Raw genomic sequence first — 17157 nt, 5'->3', positions numbered from 1 at the left:
CATCCAGGATCTGGCCGCTGGTGCAGCGCCTGCATCGTGGCGGCATGCAGGCAGGCCTTAAAGAAGCACCCCGGCCTGCCTGTTGCTCCAGGTTCCGCAACGGCAGCAAGGCATGATCGCGCGCTTACCGCGGACCCACATCGCGCGGAAAATACCGGCGGAACTTTTCTTCCCAGGCCTGAAATTGCTCCAGTGTGTAGCCATCCATTGGCCGCTCCGATTGCGTCGCCGCCTTGTTCTGCGCCACGTAGGCAATCCGTTGGGACGACAGTTCGTCCCAGGCCTTTCGGAGCGCAACAGGATCCGGGTGCGAGACCAGCATGGCTTCCAGCAAGGTGGCCTGCGCGACGCGCGCGGCCAATAGATCGCTGAGGGCATCGGTGACGGCCTGCATCCAGTCGTGGTGCTGTTGATCCATGCGCGCGTTTCGGGCTTTGGAGAAGCCAGGACTCTAGCGCCATCGCCGGCACGAGCGCGTGCAGTACAGCTGAGCTCGCCGCGCCATCAGTCTTCACCTCAATCGCCTGCGTCTCCGCCTGCCCGTCGGGTATTTCCCGACCTTTCGACAACGATAGCTGCGCTGCTAAATCCGTTGGAGTTCGGCCGATCAAGTTTTCAATCGGCGCGTCGCTATCCACGGTGCCGACCCGATCCTCATGCGTTCTTCACACGACTGGTCTGACCGGCGCCTTCCAACCTCGGACCTGAGACTGCCGCATGACTGCCTTACTGCAACGTTATTCCGTCGGCCGCCGTCTCGGCGCCGCATTCGCCCTGCTGATCCTGCTGTCGGGCCTGCTGGTCGCGATCGGCTTGAACTCGATGGCCACCGCCAAGCGACAGCTGGACTTCATCGTGCTCGACCGCATGGCCAAGATCCAGATCGGCAACGGCATGCTGGACGCCAACTCGTCGATCATGATCGCGCTGGGCACGTACGCGATGTCCACCAACGCCGAACTCGACCAGGAGGCACTGGCCGCGATCACGCAACAGCGCGCACGCTACAAGGAGCTGCGCGCCAAACTCGACACGCTGTCCAGCTCCGAAGAGGGCCGGAAAATCCGTGCTGCGATGGACGCGCAGCGCACCGTCTCCGGCAAGATCAACGACCAGGTCATCGCGCTCGCTGCCGCCGAAGACAACACGCCTGCACAAGCACTGCTCAGCGAAAAGGCGCGCCCGGCCCTGATCGCCTGGCAGGACCTGATCCGCCAGCTGGTGACCCGCCAGGAGACGCAGAGCCAGCAGGCCTACGCCGAAACGCTGACCTCGATGCATCGCGCCAAAGTGTTGCTGTTGATCGGCGGCGCTGCCGTGGTGACGATCAGCGCCCTGCTCGCCTGGCTCATCACCCGCAGCCTGACCCACCCGCTGGGGCGCGCCACCAAGGCCGCCGAGGCGATCGCCAACGGGAAGCTGGATAACGACGTGCAAAGCCAGGCCCAGGACGAAACCGGGCGCCTGCTGCGCGCGATGAGCGGCATGCAAACGCAGCTGCAATCGTTGCTGCGCGCACAGACCGACATGGCCAGGCAGCACGACCAAGGCCAGACCAGTTTCCGTATCGACGCCGCCGCCTTTCCCGGCGACTACGGCAGGATGGCGCAGGACACCAACGCACTGGTCGCCTCGCATCTGGCGGTGCAGACCAATCTCGCGCGCATCATGGGCCGTTATGCCGTGGGCGATCTCAGCGAAACCATGGAACGCCTACCGGGCGAGAAGGCCGTTCTCACGCAGACCATGGACGAGGTCAAGGCCAACCTGTCGGCGATGAATGCCGAGATCAAGCAACTGGCGCAGGCAGCCGCAAATGGCGACTTCAGCGCGCGCGGCGATGCCGAACGCTTCCAGTACGATTTCCGCGTCATGGTCGACAGCCTCAATCAGTTGATGGCCACCGCCGACGGCAACCTGCAATCGCTGTCGGCGCTGTTGCAATCCATCGCCGCCGGCGACCTGACCGCACGCATGACCGGCGACTTCAGTGGCGTATTCGCGCAGATGCGCGACGACGCCAATGCCACTGCCACGCAGCTGGCCGAGATCGTCGGGCGCATCCAGCACTCGGCGGTGTCGATCAATTCGGCCGCCAGCGAGATCGCCGCCGGCAACCAGGATCTGTCGCAGCGCACCGAACAGCAGGCCGCCAACCTGGAGGAAACCGCTGCCTCGATGGAGGAACTCACTTCCACCGTGCGTCAGAATGCCGAACACGCGCGTCAGGCCAACCAGTTGGCGATCGGTGCGGCCAGCGTCGCTTCGCAGGGCGGCGATATCGTCGGCAAGGTGGTGGGCACCATGGCCGGCATCGAGACCTCTTCGCGCAAGATCGCCGACATCATCAGCGTCATCGACGGCATCTCGTTCCAGACCAATATCCTTGCGCTCAATGCGGCAGTGGAAGCCGCACGCGCCGGCGAGCAGGGCCGCGGGTTTGCGGTGGTGGCCAGCGAAGTGCGCACCTTGGCCCAGCGCTCTACCGCAGCGGCCAAAGAGATCAAGGGCCTGATCGACGACTCGGTGCAACGCGTGGCCGAAGGCTCCACCCTGGTGCATACCGCCGGCACCACCATGGCCGAGATCGTCGCCAGCGTGCAGCGCGTGACCGACATCATGGGCGAAATCTCCGCCGCCTCGCAGGAGCAGTCCACCGGCATCGAGCAGGTCAATCAGACCGTCACCCAGATGGACGAAACCACCCAGCAGAACGCCGCGCTGGTGGAAGAAGCCACGGCCGCGGCCCGTTCGATGGAAGAACAGGCCGTGCAACTCAGGGAGGCGGTGGCGGTGTTCAAGATCGATGCCGAACGCCCGTCGATTGCGCGCTCCGCCGCATCGACCGCACTGCATGCCAAGAAGCCGGCCGGCGTTGCCGCACGGAAGACACAGGTTGCCGCGACACCGGTCAAGCGCCCGGTCAGTCAGGCCGTTGTCGCCAGCGCGTCGAGCGCGGGCGCAGATTGGCAAGAGTTCTAAGCAGTCGTTGCCAGCAACGGATGGCGCACTACGAAGGCCTGCTGCGTGAGCAGCCGGCCTTCTGCATTGTGCCCGATCACGTCTCAATCGATGACGCCCAAACAGCGATCAGCCCCACTTGGCCAGCAATTGCGCCATCCGCGCAAGACCCAGCTCAAGCTCCTCATGCGATACCCCACCCGCCCCAAGGCGCAGGTGCTGCGGGCATGCATACGCACCACCGGACATCACGAACGTCTTGTAAGGCGGCGCCAGCAGCCGGCTGCTGAAGGCATCGGCATCGATCGGCAGGTTCAGATTCGCCAGACCGAGCAGACCTGCCTGCGGCCGCCGCCATGTCAGTGCCGGCTGCTCGGCCACGAAGCGATCCAGCAGCTCGATCCGCGCATGCCCCATCGCCCGCGAGTGCGCGACCGCAGCATCGAAATGCTCCGGCCGCAGCGCGACCTCGGCGATGCGCTCCCCCAGCACGTTCATGATTTCGCTGGTGTTCTCGCGCAGCACCATTGCGGCATTGAGCAGGGCCTGATCGCGCGTCACCATCCAGCCGGTACGCAGCCCCTGCAGACCGAGCAGCTTTGATACGCTGCCGGTGCTCACTCCGCGGTCGTAAAGAGTCGCGATGCGCGGCGCTTCCTGCCCGTCCCACTCCAGGCCGCGATACACCTCGTCAGAAAGGATGTAGGCCCCCACGCGCTCTGCCGCCGCCACAATGCGCTGCAGCGTGGCCAGATTCTCCACCCGCCCAGTGGGATTGTTCGGATTGCACAGGAAGATGAGTTTGGTCTTCGGGGTCACCAGCGATTCGAGCTGGGCGATGTCCAGCGCCCATCCAGATGCTTCCGTCCGCTGCACCCGCTTGGCAATCGCGCCGATCTGCTCGGCAAGGACGAGTGGCTGCTGCCAGCCCGGTGCATCGATGACGAATTCATCACCCGCGCTCAACAGCTGCGTCAGCACCAGGTAATTGGCCTCCTGTGCTCCGGCGGTGATCAGCACATCGTCCACACCGCAACTCGGGCGATAGCCGTACTGCTCAAGCACCCGCTCGCGCAAGCTGGGCAAGCCCTGGTAGTCCTCGCCGGTCCAGTCCAGCGACGACGCAGGATCCAGTTGCGACAGGAACTGCTGCAACGGCGGAGAGGGCGACAACGAGTAGGTCACACATGCGTCGGGCTTTGCCCGATGCGCGATGAGCCACTGCTCCCAGAAACTGTTCGACGGTACAGGCATGCGTGCGACCCTTATCCCATGACGGCCGGGGCGACGCCCAGGCCCAGCGATGCATCGATGACGGCGCCGCGCAGGATGCGCGCCTCGTCGCGACAGAGGTAGAAGCAGAGGTCGGCGATCTCGCGTGGATGGATCAACCGCCCCCCCGGCAGCGAGGCTTCGAGCGCCTGCCTCTGCTCGGACGACAGCGTGTTCAAGGTACTGGCCTGGAACATCGGCGTATCGGTCGCGCCCGGACAGATGGTGAAGACATCGATGCCGGTACACGCGTACGTGGCAGCCAGTTGACGGCCCAGGAACGCCACCGCCGCCTTGCTCATGCCGTCGGCGGCACGGAAGCGTGGGAAATGCGTGATACCGCCGTCCACCGAGCTCATGAACACGATCTTGCCCTGCCCGCGCGCCTGCATGCCAGGGATCAGATCTTCGCTCAACCACAACGGCCCGATCGTATTGACGCGGAAGAACGCCTCGTCCTGTTCCTTATGGCTTGACGCTGCGCGCTCCACTGTCTTGGTGCCGACACCTGCGTTATGGATGACGATGTCGACAGGCTCGGTCAGGGCCTGCATGAAATGGGCGTGGCTGTCGCGATCCCCAACATCCAGAACCCGTGCAACCACCCGATCGGCACCGATCGCCTCTACCAGCGCGCATGCGCGCGAGCGACTGTCTTCGCCCGGCCGGTAGGTGAAGGTCACCTTGCACCCGGCATGCGCAAAGACCTTGATCAGCTCGATGCCAATCCCGCCTGCGCCACCGGTGATCACCACATGCTTGTTCTCGAAGCCGGGAACGCTCATGCCAGCATTCCTTGCGTATCGGCCTCGCTTGGTGTCGCGAGGCATTGGGACAACGCCTCACCCAGCCGGGCATAGTCGTCCAGCGTGTTGTAGACCTGCGCCGATAGCCGGACCAACTGCCCTGAAGGTGTTGCCCAGGCGGCAACCGCGACATCGATCGCATGCGCGTCGTACAGCCGATCCTGCAATCGGGCGGCGGTGATCGTCGGGGCATGGCGTTCCATCAGCAATGCCACCATGCTGCCCACCATCGCATCCGGCGCCACACGCGTCAGCGGCAACGACCGTGCAAGGTGTGCAGCTGCGCGGGTCGCCAACGCGTGGTTGCGTGCGTACAACGCGTCCAGTCCACCAGGCAGCAGCCCAGCCAGAAACTGCAGCGCTGCGGGAATGCAGAGCAGCGCGGTCTGATCCGCCGTCCCCAGCCAGTCGAACTCGAGATGCAGCCGCGCCCTACACGTCGCCGTATCGCCATAGCCGCGACTGATCACCGCCGGATGCAGGTCCTGCTGGCGGTCGCCGCGCACATGCAGGAAACCGGCGCCGCGCGGACTGCACAGCCACTTGTGGCAATCCCCTGCGTAGTACGCCGCCCCGATGGCATGCAGGTCCAGCGCCAGCATGCCCGGCGCATGCGCACCGTCCACCAGCGTATCGACCCCCATCGCGTCCAGGCGCTGCACCAGCGCTGCGATCGGGAACACGATGGCGGTCGGGCTGCTGACATGGTCCAGCACGGCCAAGCGTGTCCGCGCGGTCACGCGATCTAGCACCGCATCGATGATCCCATCGGGATGGCTGACAGGCAGCTGGACCCTGGCGACCACCACCACTGCCCCGGTGGACTGCGCGATGAAATCCAGCAGATTGGCGCAGGACAGGTAGGCGTGATCAGTGGTGAGGATTTCATCTCCCGGCAAGAAGCGACGCGAGCGCAGCACGGCACTCAGCGCAGTGGTGACATTGGGTACGAGGACCAGGTCGGCGGCATCGGCTCCGATCACCTCGCACAAGGCCTGGCGAGCGGCGTCCAGCAACACCGGCAGTTCGCGCAGGACAAAGGCCGCAGGTTGGCGCTCCATGCGCTCGCGCAATTCGGCTTGCCGTTGCAGGACCACGACGGGACAGGCACCCAGCATGCCGTGGTTGAGACAGGCCACGTCGGGATCCAGTGCAAAGTGGCTGCGAAACGGGCTTGGACTGTGGTCTATGCCCCAGGTTGTTTGTTGCATGAAGGACTCCGGATGACCCGCCAATCAGGCAGGCGGATGGGCACAGTTGGCGGAGCGGTGCCGGGCGATGAGCTGCAGCAGTGCGTTTCGGTCAGGCTGCGATGGCGGCGTGCGCTGCATGCCCGAGGCGCGCACGCGTGCCAGCACATCGGTCCGCGCAAAAATCGTGTCGGGCGCGTCCAGCATCCCCGTCCGGCGCGCCAGTGCCTGCCAGACCACTGCGTCATGGCGCGCGGCCGCGGCGATGTGCTGCAGCGTGATCTGCCCCTGTGACGGCTGTGGGCCTGGCGTCCCGGCCCACAGCGCGCTGCGCGCACGGTCCTGCAGGACGCTGTCGTCGTGCCACGGCCGCACCCACTGTTGTGCGAGGGAATCGGCCTGCACTGCAAAGCGATGCGGATCGTCCAGACCATCGTGCTGCGCCAGATCCGCAAGCGCGAAGGCATGCCGCATTGCCAGCGACATACCGCGGGTATAGGTGGGATTGGTCGTGCACAACGCATCGCCAACGGCGACCACACCCGACACGACCGGCTGCCCATCGGCCACGAAGTGCCGCAAGCGGTTCTCGCACACCGGCCAGCGCAGCACGTCCGATACCGCCTCGCATGCGCCAGGCTGCAGCCATGCAGCGATGCCGGAGTGCTGCCGCGCCGCAGCGGTGAACAGCTCTGGCGCCTCGAACGCATGCAGCGCCTTGTCGGCTTGCGGCACCATCAGGGTGACCGATGCATAGCCATTGTCCGCAGGGCAGACGATGCACCCGCTGGTGGCGGCATACCCACCTGCGGAGAAACCTGCGTCAAGCAGGACCGTTGGCCGACGCACCAGACGGTACCAGCGGGTGTAGTAGGCCAGCCCGCAGTTCTCAACTGTTTCCGAGGGCGTTGCAGCACCGGCCGTGCGCAGCCACCTGGAAAGAGCCGAGCCGCGGCCAAGCGCATCGATGGTCAGATCCGCGCGAACTTCGCCATTGGCGGTCTGCGCGCCATGCACCGTTGCAATCCCGTCCCCGCTAACAAGCAGCCCGCTGACCGCGGTCTGCGCGAGCACGGTGACGTTTGGCTCCGCCAACACGATCGGCCGCAACACCGTCTCGACGAAGGCCCGACGCACCGATAACCCGAACAGGTCCGGATCGTCGCAGCGCGGTGCGACGGCAAGATCCTGCAGCTGCGCGCCGAAGGGCATTTCGATGGCGCCTGCAGCAAGCAGTGCCCTCCACACGTCCGGCGCGCGCTCCCGTAGCGTCTTGCGCCCAAGCGCAGCAAGCGCGTGCGTATGTCTGGCATGCGGCACACCCTTACGCCATCCGTCATTGAACGACGCCTCGCCGGCAGTCTCTGCAGCAAGCGCTGCATCGACCGCGTCCCGCTCGATCAATGTCACCCGCGCCCCACTGCGCGCGAATGCCAGCGCGCTCATCAACCCAGCGATACTGCCGCCCAGCACGGCAACGTGCTTGCCTCTCATTTGGTGATGTCCTCGCCATGCCGGAGAGCATCCAGCGACGGCAGGCAATCCTTGCGCAACAGCAGCGAACGCACTGTCCACAGATCGGAGAACACACGGTAGGTCAGCGCGGTCTGGTCCAGATACGTCACCCCGGGCGATCCGCCAGTGCCTGCACGGTGACCGATGAAGCGCTCCACCATCCGCGCATGCCGTTGGCGCCAGATCAGCATGGCCTGTTCCAGCTCGATCACGCCTTCAAGCAATTCACGTGGCCAAGCCATCTGCGGCAGCTCACGATAGCTTTCCACGAAGATCATGGCAGTGCGCACGGCACGACGCTGCGCCCGCACGTGCGCAGGCGCCTGCGGATCCTCCTCTCCCTGCAGGAAGGCCGCTGCGCTTGCGTTCTCAAGTGTCAATTTCGCACGTTGCTGATCGATGGCCTGCGGCGCCACACCGTTATCCTGCGCGACCTTCAGCCGCCAGCGGCCCTCGGCATGCAGGGCATCGAGGTAGTCCTGCGCGAACCGCTCGGCGTCCGCCGGATCGGTCGAGCCTGCGATGGGCAGCCGTTCCAGCCATGCATACAGGCTTTGCTTGAGGCTGGGACCGCCTGCGATCCGCGCCTCGACCCGGCGCGCCGACGTCGAAGGCTCGCCATTGGGCAGTCTGAGGGCATCCTTGAACGAGCAGCCCTGCCCGGTCGCGATACGGTCGGTCTCCTCCAGCCCCAGCAACACCTCGATTTCCCGAAGCTGTGCGGACTGGAAGCCGCTGGCAGGAGCCAGACGTCCACGGAACTCCAGAAAATCGCGTGCCGTCATAGTCTCCATCAGCTTGAAGTGCTGATTGGCCTGCTCGAACACCGCCGTCGCGCGGCGCAGCGAGCGAACGGCGGCGACGATACGTGGATCGTCCGGCTGCAGGTCCTGCAGCAAGTCGCGCGCCGAACCGAGCTCCCGCAAGATCAGCTTGAACCACAATTCATAGATCTGATGCACGGCGATGAACAGCGCCTCGTCGTTGCCGACGGCCGTCTCGTCGTCGCCAAGCCCACCCTGCAGTGCCAGCAACTGCTCGACCTTGATGTAGTCCCAGTAGTTCACCGCGCCACGCTCCGTTCCGGTTACCGGCATCGCGATGCGCTCAGGAACGCAAGCTGGCGTCCGATGGCCTGCAGGGCGCTCATGCGGCGCTCCTCTTCAACAGCTCCCATCTCGCGAGATTGGCATAGGCGTTCTTCTGCAAATCGTTCCAGATGGCGGTCTGGGCAATCGCCGGCTTGACCAGCAGTTCCAGCCGGTGTCCATTGGGATCCTGGAAGTACCAGGAGCGTGCGAGTTCGGCGTGGGTCGCGTCACCGGCCACGTCATGGATGACGGGTCCCTCGACCTGCGTGCCGTGTGCACGCAATCGGGATGCGATCAGCTCGGCACGCGCCTCATCGCTTACCTCCAGCGCCAGATGCTGCGCCCAGTCATCTGCAACCGGCACCATTGCATCGTCGCTTCCCAGGATGTCGAAGAAGCAGATGTAACTGCCATCTTCCATCTCGAAGAAAATATTGTTGTTGATCGGCCGTACCCCGCTCGACGGCACATGATCGATCATGGCGGCGGCGAACTTCAAACCAATGACTTGCGTGTAGAACGCAACGGTTTCGCTTGCGTCCCTGCAGCGATATCCCACGTGATGCAGCTTCTTCAACATCGACTCATCGCCTTTCGAATGGGTGTAGAACGCCTGCATGCAGGCATTCGCGCATGACGGTGCAACCGAACAGATAAAGCGCAGGATCAAGCCGTTCGGGCAGCAACTCGCCCGGACATGATCGACAAGTCAACTTGGCTCCAACCAAATACCCAGATTGCAAGTTATGCCCATCGATCACTTCGGTATGCGCAATTTCCGCACTAGCGTCCGGTGACATGACGGGAAATGCCAGACGTTTCTCGCTATCGAAGCACAGGCATTGCGGCCTGAATTTCAATCGCGTTCGAGGCAACCGGTTTTGCGGATTTCGGCACGACGCATGTGTGTTCACGATCTGCGAGTGATAGCAATCACAGAGAAGATTCGAAAAATCTCTATCCGCGCCTTTCGCAAGCGGTGCGCGTCACCAAATCGCTGCTCGACGATGACTGGTCGCTGGCAGGCCCGTTTGCGGTCAACGAGAACACGTTCAAACTCGCTAGTCGCCCAACGTCCACATCCCGGGGCAACCCGCATGAGTCGTTCACTCCACAGGCATCGCGCGCAGCTGTCCACCGGAGAGGTGCAGCTGACGATCAGCGTTGCTGGCCAGCCTGGGCGCACCGCTGCCACCGCAGCGGTGGATCCCTGACAGCTGGTCTGCAACAACCGTAGCGTCGCGTCGCAGCCCCCGACGACTGCACGTCCGATGCTGTTTGGAGATCTGGTAGGTATCCAGCGGGTCGAGCCCCTGACGTCGGTGCGGGAGTAGGTCTGCGTGCCAGGCGTGTGAACCGGCCGCAGCCACCGTAGCCCCTGGATCGGCGGACACCGACTTGCCGACGAGAGCCCAGGGAATGGGCGCTACTCGGCTAAACTAATGGCGCGCAGGCTGATGCCCCACGGCCGCCGCGGCACTGAGAGGTGAGCCGCGATTGCAGCATCGCCCGCGCAGTGGTTACCCCTATGTTTTGCGCCAACTCGCCCCCGATTCCGGAAGACCTTCTTGCAAAGCTCCAACATCAAAGACACCTCCAAGCCCAGCACGGGTGCTACCGAGCACACCCCGCTGATGAAGCAGTTCTTCGCCGCCAAGTCGGACTACCCCGATCTGCTGCTGTTCTTCCGCATGGGCGATTTCTACGAGCTGTTCTACGACGATGCGCGCAAGGCGGCGCGGCTATTGGACATCACTCTGACCCAGCGCGGCAGCTCTGGCGGTGCGCCGATCCCGATGGCGGGGGTGCCGGTGCATGCCTACGAAGGCTATCTTGCGCGTCTGGTGGCGCTGGGCGAGTCGGTGGCCATCTGCGAGCAGATCGGCGATCCGGCGCTGGCCAAGGGGCTGGTCGAGCGCAAGGTGGTGCGCATCGTCACGCCCGGCACGGTCACCGACGAGGCACTGCTGGACGAGCGCCGCGACACCTTGTTGATGGCGATTGCGCGCAGCAAGCAGGGTTACGGCCTGGCCTGGGCGGACCTGGCCGGCGGTCGCTTCCTGGTCAACGAAGTGGACAGCGCCGATGCGCTGGAGGCGGAGATCGCGCGTCTGGAACCGGCCGAGCTGCTGGTGCCGGACGAAGACAGTTGGCCCGACTTCCTGCGCGGGCGTACCGGCGTGCGGCGGCGGCCACCATGGTTGTTCGACGCCGACAGCGGGCGGCGTCAGCTGCTGGCGTTCTTCAAGCTGCACGATCTGAGCGGCTTCGGTATCGACGACAAACCCTGCGCCACTGCCGCTGCCGGCGCGCTGCTCGGCTACGTGGAAGAAACCCAGAAACAACGCCTGCCGCATCTGACCTCGATCGCGATGGAAGTGGCCAGCGAGGCGATCTCGATGAACGCCGCCACGCGCCGGCATCTGGAACTGGACACGCGCGTTGACGGCGATACCCGCAACACCTTGCTCGGAGTGCTGGACAGCACGGTCACCCCGATGGGTGGGCGTCTGCTGCGGCGCTGGCTGCATCGGCCGCTCCGCCTGCGTGCGGTGCTGGGACAGCGGCACCAGGCCGTGGCCAGCCTGATCGGCTCCGCTGCCGATGCCGACGTGCGCGAGTCCTTCCGCGCGCTCGGCGACCTGGAACGCATCCTGACGCGCGTGGCGCTGCGTTCGGCGCGCCCGCGCGACTTCTCCACGCTGCGCGATGGCCTGGCGTTGTTGCCGAAGGTACGCGCCATTCTGGCACCGCTGGATTCGCCGCGCCTGCAGACCTTGTTCGCCGAACTCGGCGAGCACGATGCCACTGCGCACCTGCTGGTCAGCGCGGTGGCCGACCAGCCACCGCTCAAGCTCAGCGATGGCGGTGTCATCGCGTCCGGTTACGACGCAGAGCTGGACGAGCTGCGCCGCCTGTCCACCAATGCCGATCAGTTCCTGATCGACCTGGAGCAGCGCGAGCGCGAGGCCAGCGGCATCGCCACGCTCAAGGTCGGCTACAACCGCGTACACGGTTACTACATCGAGATCAGCAAGGGCCAGTCCGACAAGGCACCGCTGCACTATAGCCGCCGCCAGACCCTGACCAATGCCGAGCGCTACATCACCGAGGAGCTCAAGGGTTTCGAAGACAAGGTGCTGTCGGCGCGCGAGCGTTCGCTGTCGCGCGAAAAGCTGCTGTACGAAGGCCTGCTCGACGCGCTGGGCCACGAACTGGAAGGCCTCAAACGCTGCGCCGCTGCGCTGAGCGAACTGGACGTGCTGGCCGCCTTCGCCGAGCGCGCGCAGGCGCTGGACTGGTCGCAACCGGAGCTGGACGACGCGCCCTGCCTGCGCATCGAACGCGGCCGCCACCCGGTGGTGGAAGCGGTGCGCGAGCAACCCTTCGAACCCAACGACCTTGACCTGCACAGCGACCGCCGCATGCTGGTGATCACCGGCCCGAACATGGGCGGTAAATCGACCTACATGCGACAGAACGCCCTGATCGTGCTGCTGGCGCATATCGGCAGCTTCGTACCGGCCAGCCGCGCGGTGATCGGGCCGATCGACCGCATCCTCACCCGCATCGGCGCCGGCGACGATCTGGCGCGCGGGCAATCCACCTTCATGGTGGAAATGGCCGAAACCAGCTACATCCTGCATCACGCCACACCGCAGTCGCTGGTACTGATGGACGAGATCGGTCGCGGCACCTCCACCTACGACGGCCTGGCCCTGGCCGACGCGGTAGCGCGCCATCTGGCGCACAGCAATCGCTGCTACACGCTGTTCGCCACGCATTACTTCGAGCTCACCGCACTGGCCGACGAATCGCATGCCGGCGGCACCAGCGGCATCGCCAATGTGCATCTGGACGCGGTGGAACACGGCGAGCGCCTGGTGTTCATGCATGCAGTCAAGGACGGCCCGGCCAATCGCAGCTTCGGCCTGCAGGTCGCCGCGTTGGCCGGTCTGCCGAAGGCGGCGGTCGCCCAGGCGCGGCGGCGACTGGCCGAGCTGGAGCAACGCGGAAGCGAAAGTCATGCTGCGCAGATGGCGCCCGCGGCGCTGGACGCGCCGCAACAGTTCGGGTTATTCACCGCACCCTCTTCCGCCGCGCAGGAAGCGCTGCAGGCGCTGGATCCGGACGAATTGACGCCCAAGCAGGCCCTGGAAGCGCTCTATCGGTTGAAAGCCTTGCTCTGACGGCAGGCCATGGCTGCCACGCCGATGCTGCGTGGCGCGCCCTGCCCGGGCAGCCAACCTGGGCGACGCGCGCGTTTCGGCACAACGCGCCATCGGCCCGCTCGCCCTCATCCCGACGTGCGCGGCACGTGTCAGCCTTCTTCCGAACACCGCGACGAATGGTGGCCGGTGATCAACCAGCGGCCCTCGATTTCCTCGAACGTAAACAGGAAGCGCGCATGCACCGGTTCGCTGACACCGCCGCGCTCGAACACGAAGGTGTAGAGACCGCCGATCACCACCGTGCCCAACTTCGCACTCACCCGCTTCTTTTGCACGGTGACGCCGCAACTCAGCCCGTCGGCGGCCAGGAACGAGGCGAAGTACGCGCGGCGATCCGCATCGCGCCCACGGATGTCGTCAGACAGCGTCGGCACCAGGATGGCATCCGGCGCGTACAGGGCCAGCACGGCGTCGATATCTCGACGCCCCACCGTCTCGGTCCAGCGCAGCAACATCTTGTCGGCTTCGGCCAGGCAGTAGGCGGCGGTACGTGCGGCGGCAACGGGGCGGTGATCGGCAAGGGTGGCATCGGCAGTCATGGCGGCTCCTGGAACGGGACAGACAGACGGAATGTAAATGTTACTTTATAACACTAAAGTCAGCGCAACGTAGCCCTCCCGCCGCCCACAGGCACCGGCGATGCCGCCCCACGTCCCTGCCCAGCGGCACGCCCACGGCGTGATGCCTGGATAAGCTGGTCCAGCGCACGCATCGTGCTGCGCCGGCCCAGCCCAGCGCCGCTTGCGAACGGCAACCGGCAGCCCCGCCGATTGCTCTGGACGCTGGGCAGGCGCACCCTGCCGCAACGCTCGCTCAACAGGAACCGGTACCGATGACCACTTCCGATTCGCTCACCTCGCAACTCCTCGCGCAGCTGCAGGGCCCGTATCTGCAACAACTCGCTGGCCGCCTCGGGATCGCGCCCGACCAGGCGCAATCGGCGGTACAGACCGCGCTACCGCTACTGATGGGCGCTCTGGGTCGCAACAGCCAGCAGGCCGGCGGCAGCGACGCGTTGTTGGGTGCACTGCAGCGCGACCATGCCGGCAGCCCCGACATCGGCAGCCTGGTCGACTCGCTGCTGGGCGGCACCGCCAACGGTGCGCAGGCCGATGGCGCCGGCATCGTCGGCCACCTGTTCGGCGCGAAGGCACCGCAGGCGGCCGCCGGACTCGGCCAGGCCACCGGGCTCGAAGCCGACAAGGCCAGCCAACTGCTGCAACTGCTGGCTCCCATCGTGATGGCGTATCTGGCCAAGCGTTTCGTCGGCGGCGATGCGGCGTCCGGCAACCAGTTGGGGCCAGCCTTGGCGCAGGAGCAGCAGCATGTCGACACTGGCGGCGCCGACAGCCTGCTGACCAGCGTGCTGGATCGGGACGGCGACGGGCAATTGGGCCTGGGCGATGTCATGAAGCTGGGCGGCAGCCTGTTCGGCAACCGCTGAACGCGTCCGTCGCCATGCCGCCCGGCACCGGCATGCTATCCATAGCGGCGCGCTATCGATACGTTCGAATAATTCGAATTCAATAAACGATCAGCGCTCTTTATGGTGAGCCTATGCCTGCACATGTGCCCGTTCGCTACACCGTTCCCAGCGCAGGTTGTTCGCTGCGCTGTCCCGGTGGTCGGCGCCACCGGCTAGCATCGGCTAGGTGCATTCGGCCCCATTCGTGGCCACCGTTTTCGCTTTTCGTGTACCGATGACCATGCCCTGAGCATTGCCCGCCAATTCGAGTCCTCAGCACGTGCCGGCCGTTCGGCATGCTGCTCCCCAAGTGCCCACGCACACAGGTAAACGCCATGACAACCGAAGCAAAGTGCCCGTTCAACCACGCCGTCGTCGGTACCGGAACCACCAACCGCGATTGGTGGCCCAAGCAACTGCGCGTGGATCTGCTCAGCCAGCATTCGAGCAAGTCCAACCCACTGGACCAGGCGTTCAACTATGCCGACGCGTTCAAGCGCATCGATCTGGCAGCCTTGAAGCAGGAATTGCGCGCACTGATGACCGATTCGCAGGACTGGTGGCCGGCCGACTTCGGCCATTACGGCCCGCTGTTCGTGCGCATGGCCTGGCATAGCGCCGGCACCTACCGCATCGGCGACGGGCGCGGCGGCGGCGGCCGTGGGCAGCAGCGTTTCGCGCCGCTGAACAGCTGGCCGGACAACGTCAGCCTGGACAAGGCGCGCCGCTTGTTGTGGCCGATCAAGCAGAAGTACGGCCAGGCGATCTCCTGGGCCGACCTGATGATCCTCACCGGCAACGTCGCGCTGGAATCGATGGGCTTCAAGACCTTCGGCTTCGCCGGCGGCCGCGAAGACACCTGGGAGCCGGACCAGGATCTGTACTGGGGCCGCGAGACCAAATGGCTTGGGGGCGACGATCGCTATTCGCGCGGCTCGCCGGGCGTGGACGAAGCGCACGGCGTGCTGGTGAAGGACGACGACAGCGAGGTTCCGCACACCCGTGATCTGGAGAATCCGCTGGCCGCCGTGCAGATGGGCCTGATCTACGTCAATCCGGAAGGCCCGGATGGCAAACCTGACCCGGTGGCCGCCGCGCGCGATATCCGCGACACCTTCGCGCGCATGGCCATGAACGACGAAGAGACCGTGGCCCTGATCGCCGGCGGCCATACCTTCGGCAAGACCCACGGTGCCGCCCCGGCCGACAACGTCGGTGCGGAACCAGAAGCCGGCGAGCTGGAAAGCCAGGGTCTGGGCTGGCACAACCGCTACGGCAGCGGCAAGGGCGCCGACACCATCACCAGCGGCCTGGAAGTCACCTGGACCACAACCCCGGCGCAGTGGAGCAACGACTTCTTCGACCACCTGTTCACCTTCGACTGGGAACTGAGCAAGAGCCCGGCCGGCGCGCACCAGTGGGTGGCCAGGAACGCCGACGCCATCATTCCCGATGCGCACGATGCATCCAGGAAGCATCGCCCGACCATGCTGACCACCGATCTGGCGCTGCGCTTCGATCCGGCGTACGAAGCGATCTCGCGTCGTTTCCACCAGCACCCGGAGCAGTTTGCCGACGCCTTCGCACGCGCCTGGTTCAAGCTCACCCACCGCGACATGGGCCCGCGTTCGCGCTACCTGGGCCCCGAAGTGCCGGCCGAAGAATTGCTGTGGCAGGACCCGGTGCCGGCGGTGGACCACGCGCTGGTCGACGCACAGGATGCGGCCGCGCTGAAGCAGACCATTCTGTCCTCGGGCCTGAGCGTGGCGCAGTTGGTGTCCACCGCGTGGGCGTCGGCGTCGACCTTCCGCGGCTCGGACAAGCGTGGCGGCGCCAACGGCGCACGCATCCGCCTGGCGCCGCAGAAGGACTGGCAGGCCAACCAGCCCGAGCAGTTGTCCAAGGTGCTGGCCACGCTGGAACGTATCCAGGCCGACTTCAACGCTGCGCAGTCGGGGGGCAAGCGGATCTCGCTGGCCGACCTGATCGTGCTGGCCGGCAACGCGGCGGTAGAACAGGCCGCGCAGGCGGCGGGCCAGCAGGTGACCGTGCCGTTCGCACCCGGCCGTACCGATGCCTCGCAGGAGCAGACCGATGTGGAATCGTTCGCGGTGCTGGAACCGGTCGCCGACGGCTTCCGCAACTTCGCCAAACGCCGGTATGCGGTGCCGGCCGAAGCGCTGCTGATCGACAAGGCGCAGCTGCTGACCCTGAGCGCGCCGGAGCTGACCGTGCTGATCGGCGGCCTGCGCGTGCTGGGGGCGAACGCCGAGGGTTCCACGCATGGGGTGCTCACCAACCGCCCCGGCGTGCTGAGCAACGACTTCTTCGCCAACCTGCTCGATATGCGCACCGAATGGAAGGCCACTTCCGACGCGAAGGAGCTGTTCGAAGGCCGCGATCGCAACACCGGCGAGCATCGCTGGACCGGCACGCGGGTGGATCTGGTGTTCGGCTCCAACTCCATCCTGCGCGCAGTGGCCGAGGTCTACGCCAGTGCCGATGCACAGGAAAAGTTCGTGCAGGACTTCGTCGCGGCCTGGACCAAGGTGATGCAGCTGGACCGTTTCGACCTGGCGTAGCCCGCCGTCGCCATTGAGTTGGCTTCGAGCAACCACGCGCGAC

General features: G+C 65.5%; 12 protein-coding genes. 4 read left to right on the top strand and 8 right to left on the bottom strand.

The window, feature by feature from the left end; translation table 11 throughout:
* Positions 1-124: 124 nt before the first annotated feature.
* The gene (locus LL964_RS11960) at positions 125-418 is read right to left on the bottom strand and encodes a hypothetical protein (protein ID WP_104584217.1); all 294 of its coding nucleotides are present in this window, start codon (positions 416-418) and stop codon (positions 125-127) included.
* A gap of 299 nt (positions 419-717) precedes the next feature.
* On the opposite strand from LL964_RS11960, the gene LL964_RS11955 reads away from it, so the two are divergent.
* Entirely contained in the window at positions 718-2982 is a 2265-nt protein-coding gene (locus LL964_RS11955) for a methyl-accepting chemotaxis protein (protein ID WP_104584219.1), read from the top strand.
* Between the two features lie 108 nt (positions 2983-3090).
* Here the strand turns inward: LL964_RS11955 and LL964_RS11950 are convergent, their stop codons facing one another.
* The 6 genes from LL964_RS11950 to LL964_RS11925 all read right to left on the bottom strand — a co-directional run bounded on the left by LL964_RS11950 (position 3091) and on the right by LL964_RS11925 (position 9454).
* Positions 3091-4215, bottom strand: coding sequence for an aminotransferase class I/II-fold pyridoxal phosphate-dependent enzyme (locus tag LL964_RS11950; RefSeq protein WP_104584221.1), 1125 nt, complete (start codon positions 4213-4215; stop codon positions 3091-3093).
* Positions 4216-4226: 11 nt separating this feature from the next.
* Positions 4227-5018, bottom strand: a complete 792-nt coding sequence (locus LL964_RS11945) for an SDR family oxidoreductase (protein WP_104584223.1) — start codon at positions 5016-5018, stop codon at positions 4227-4229.
* On the bottom strand, positions 5015-6178 hold the full coding sequence (locus LL964_RS11940) for an aminotransferase class V-fold PLP-dependent enzyme (RefSeq protein WP_228329443.1): 1164 nt from the start codon (positions 6176-6178) through the stop codon (positions 5015-5017). Before LL964_RS11940 ends, LL964_RS11945 begins: the two co-directional genes overlap by 4 nt.
* A gap of 96 nt (positions 6179-6274) precedes the next feature.
* Positions 6275-7723: an FAD-dependent oxidoreductase gene (locus LL964_RS11935; protein ID WP_104584227.1), complete on the bottom strand. Its 1449-nt coding sequence runs from the start codon at positions 7721-7723 to the stop codon at positions 6275-6277.
* Entirely contained in the window at positions 7720-8841 is a 1122-nt protein-coding gene (locus LL964_RS11930) for a tryptophan 2,3-dioxygenase family protein (protein ID WP_104584229.1), read from the bottom strand. The genes LL964_RS11935 and LL964_RS11930 overlap by 4 nt, the downstream gene beginning before the upstream one ends.
* A 49-nt stretch (positions 8842-8890) precedes the next feature.
* Complete coding sequence (locus LL964_RS11925) at positions 8891-9454, bottom strand: VOC family protein (RefSeq protein ID WP_228329442.1); 564 nt, start codon at positions 9452-9454, stop codon at positions 8891-8893.
* A 949-nt stretch (positions 9455-10403) separates the two neighbouring features.
* On the opposite strand from LL964_RS11925, the gene mutS reads away from it, so the two are divergent.
* Positions 10404-13025: a DNA mismatch repair protein MutS gene (gene mutS, locus LL964_RS11920; protein ID WP_104584231.1), complete on the top strand. Its 2622-nt coding sequence runs from the start codon at positions 10404-10406 to the stop codon at positions 13023-13025.
* 131 nt (positions 13026-13156) lie between these two features.
* Here the strand turns inward: mutS and LL964_RS11915 are convergent, their stop codons facing one another.
* Positions 13157-13606, bottom strand: a complete 450-nt coding sequence (locus LL964_RS11915) for a DUF4440 domain-containing protein (protein ID WP_104584233.1) — start codon at positions 13604-13606, stop codon at positions 13157-13159.
* A gap of 293 nt (positions 13607-13899) precedes the next feature.
* On the opposite strand from LL964_RS11915, the gene LL964_RS11910 reads away from it, so the two are divergent.
* Both LL964_RS11910 and katG read left to right on the top strand, forming a co-directional pair.
* Positions 13900-14511 carry a DUF937 domain-containing protein gene (locus tag LL964_RS11910; protein WP_104584235.1) on the top strand — a complete coding sequence of 204 codons (612 nt, stop codon included), beginning with the start codon at positions 13900-13902 and terminating at the stop codon, positions 14509-14511.
* A gap of 356 nt (positions 14512-14867) precedes the next feature.
* Positions 14868-17114 (top strand): catalase/peroxidase HPI, encoded by a 2247-nt coding sequence (katG, locus tag LL964_RS11905; protein ID WP_104584237.1) that lies wholly within the window; start codon positions 14868-14870, stop codon positions 17112-17114.
* Positions 17115-17157 lie beyond the last annotated feature (43 nt).

Origin of the sequence: Xanthomonas melonis (genome assembly GCF_020783655.1) — a bacterium.
Classification (GTDB): domain Bacteria; phylum Pseudomonadota; class Gammaproteobacteria; order Xanthomonadales; family Xanthomonadaceae; genus Xanthomonas; species Xanthomonas melonis.
The sequence above is the reverse complement of the archived record's forward strand: the minus strand, read 5'-3'. Positions and strand labels throughout refer to the sequence as shown.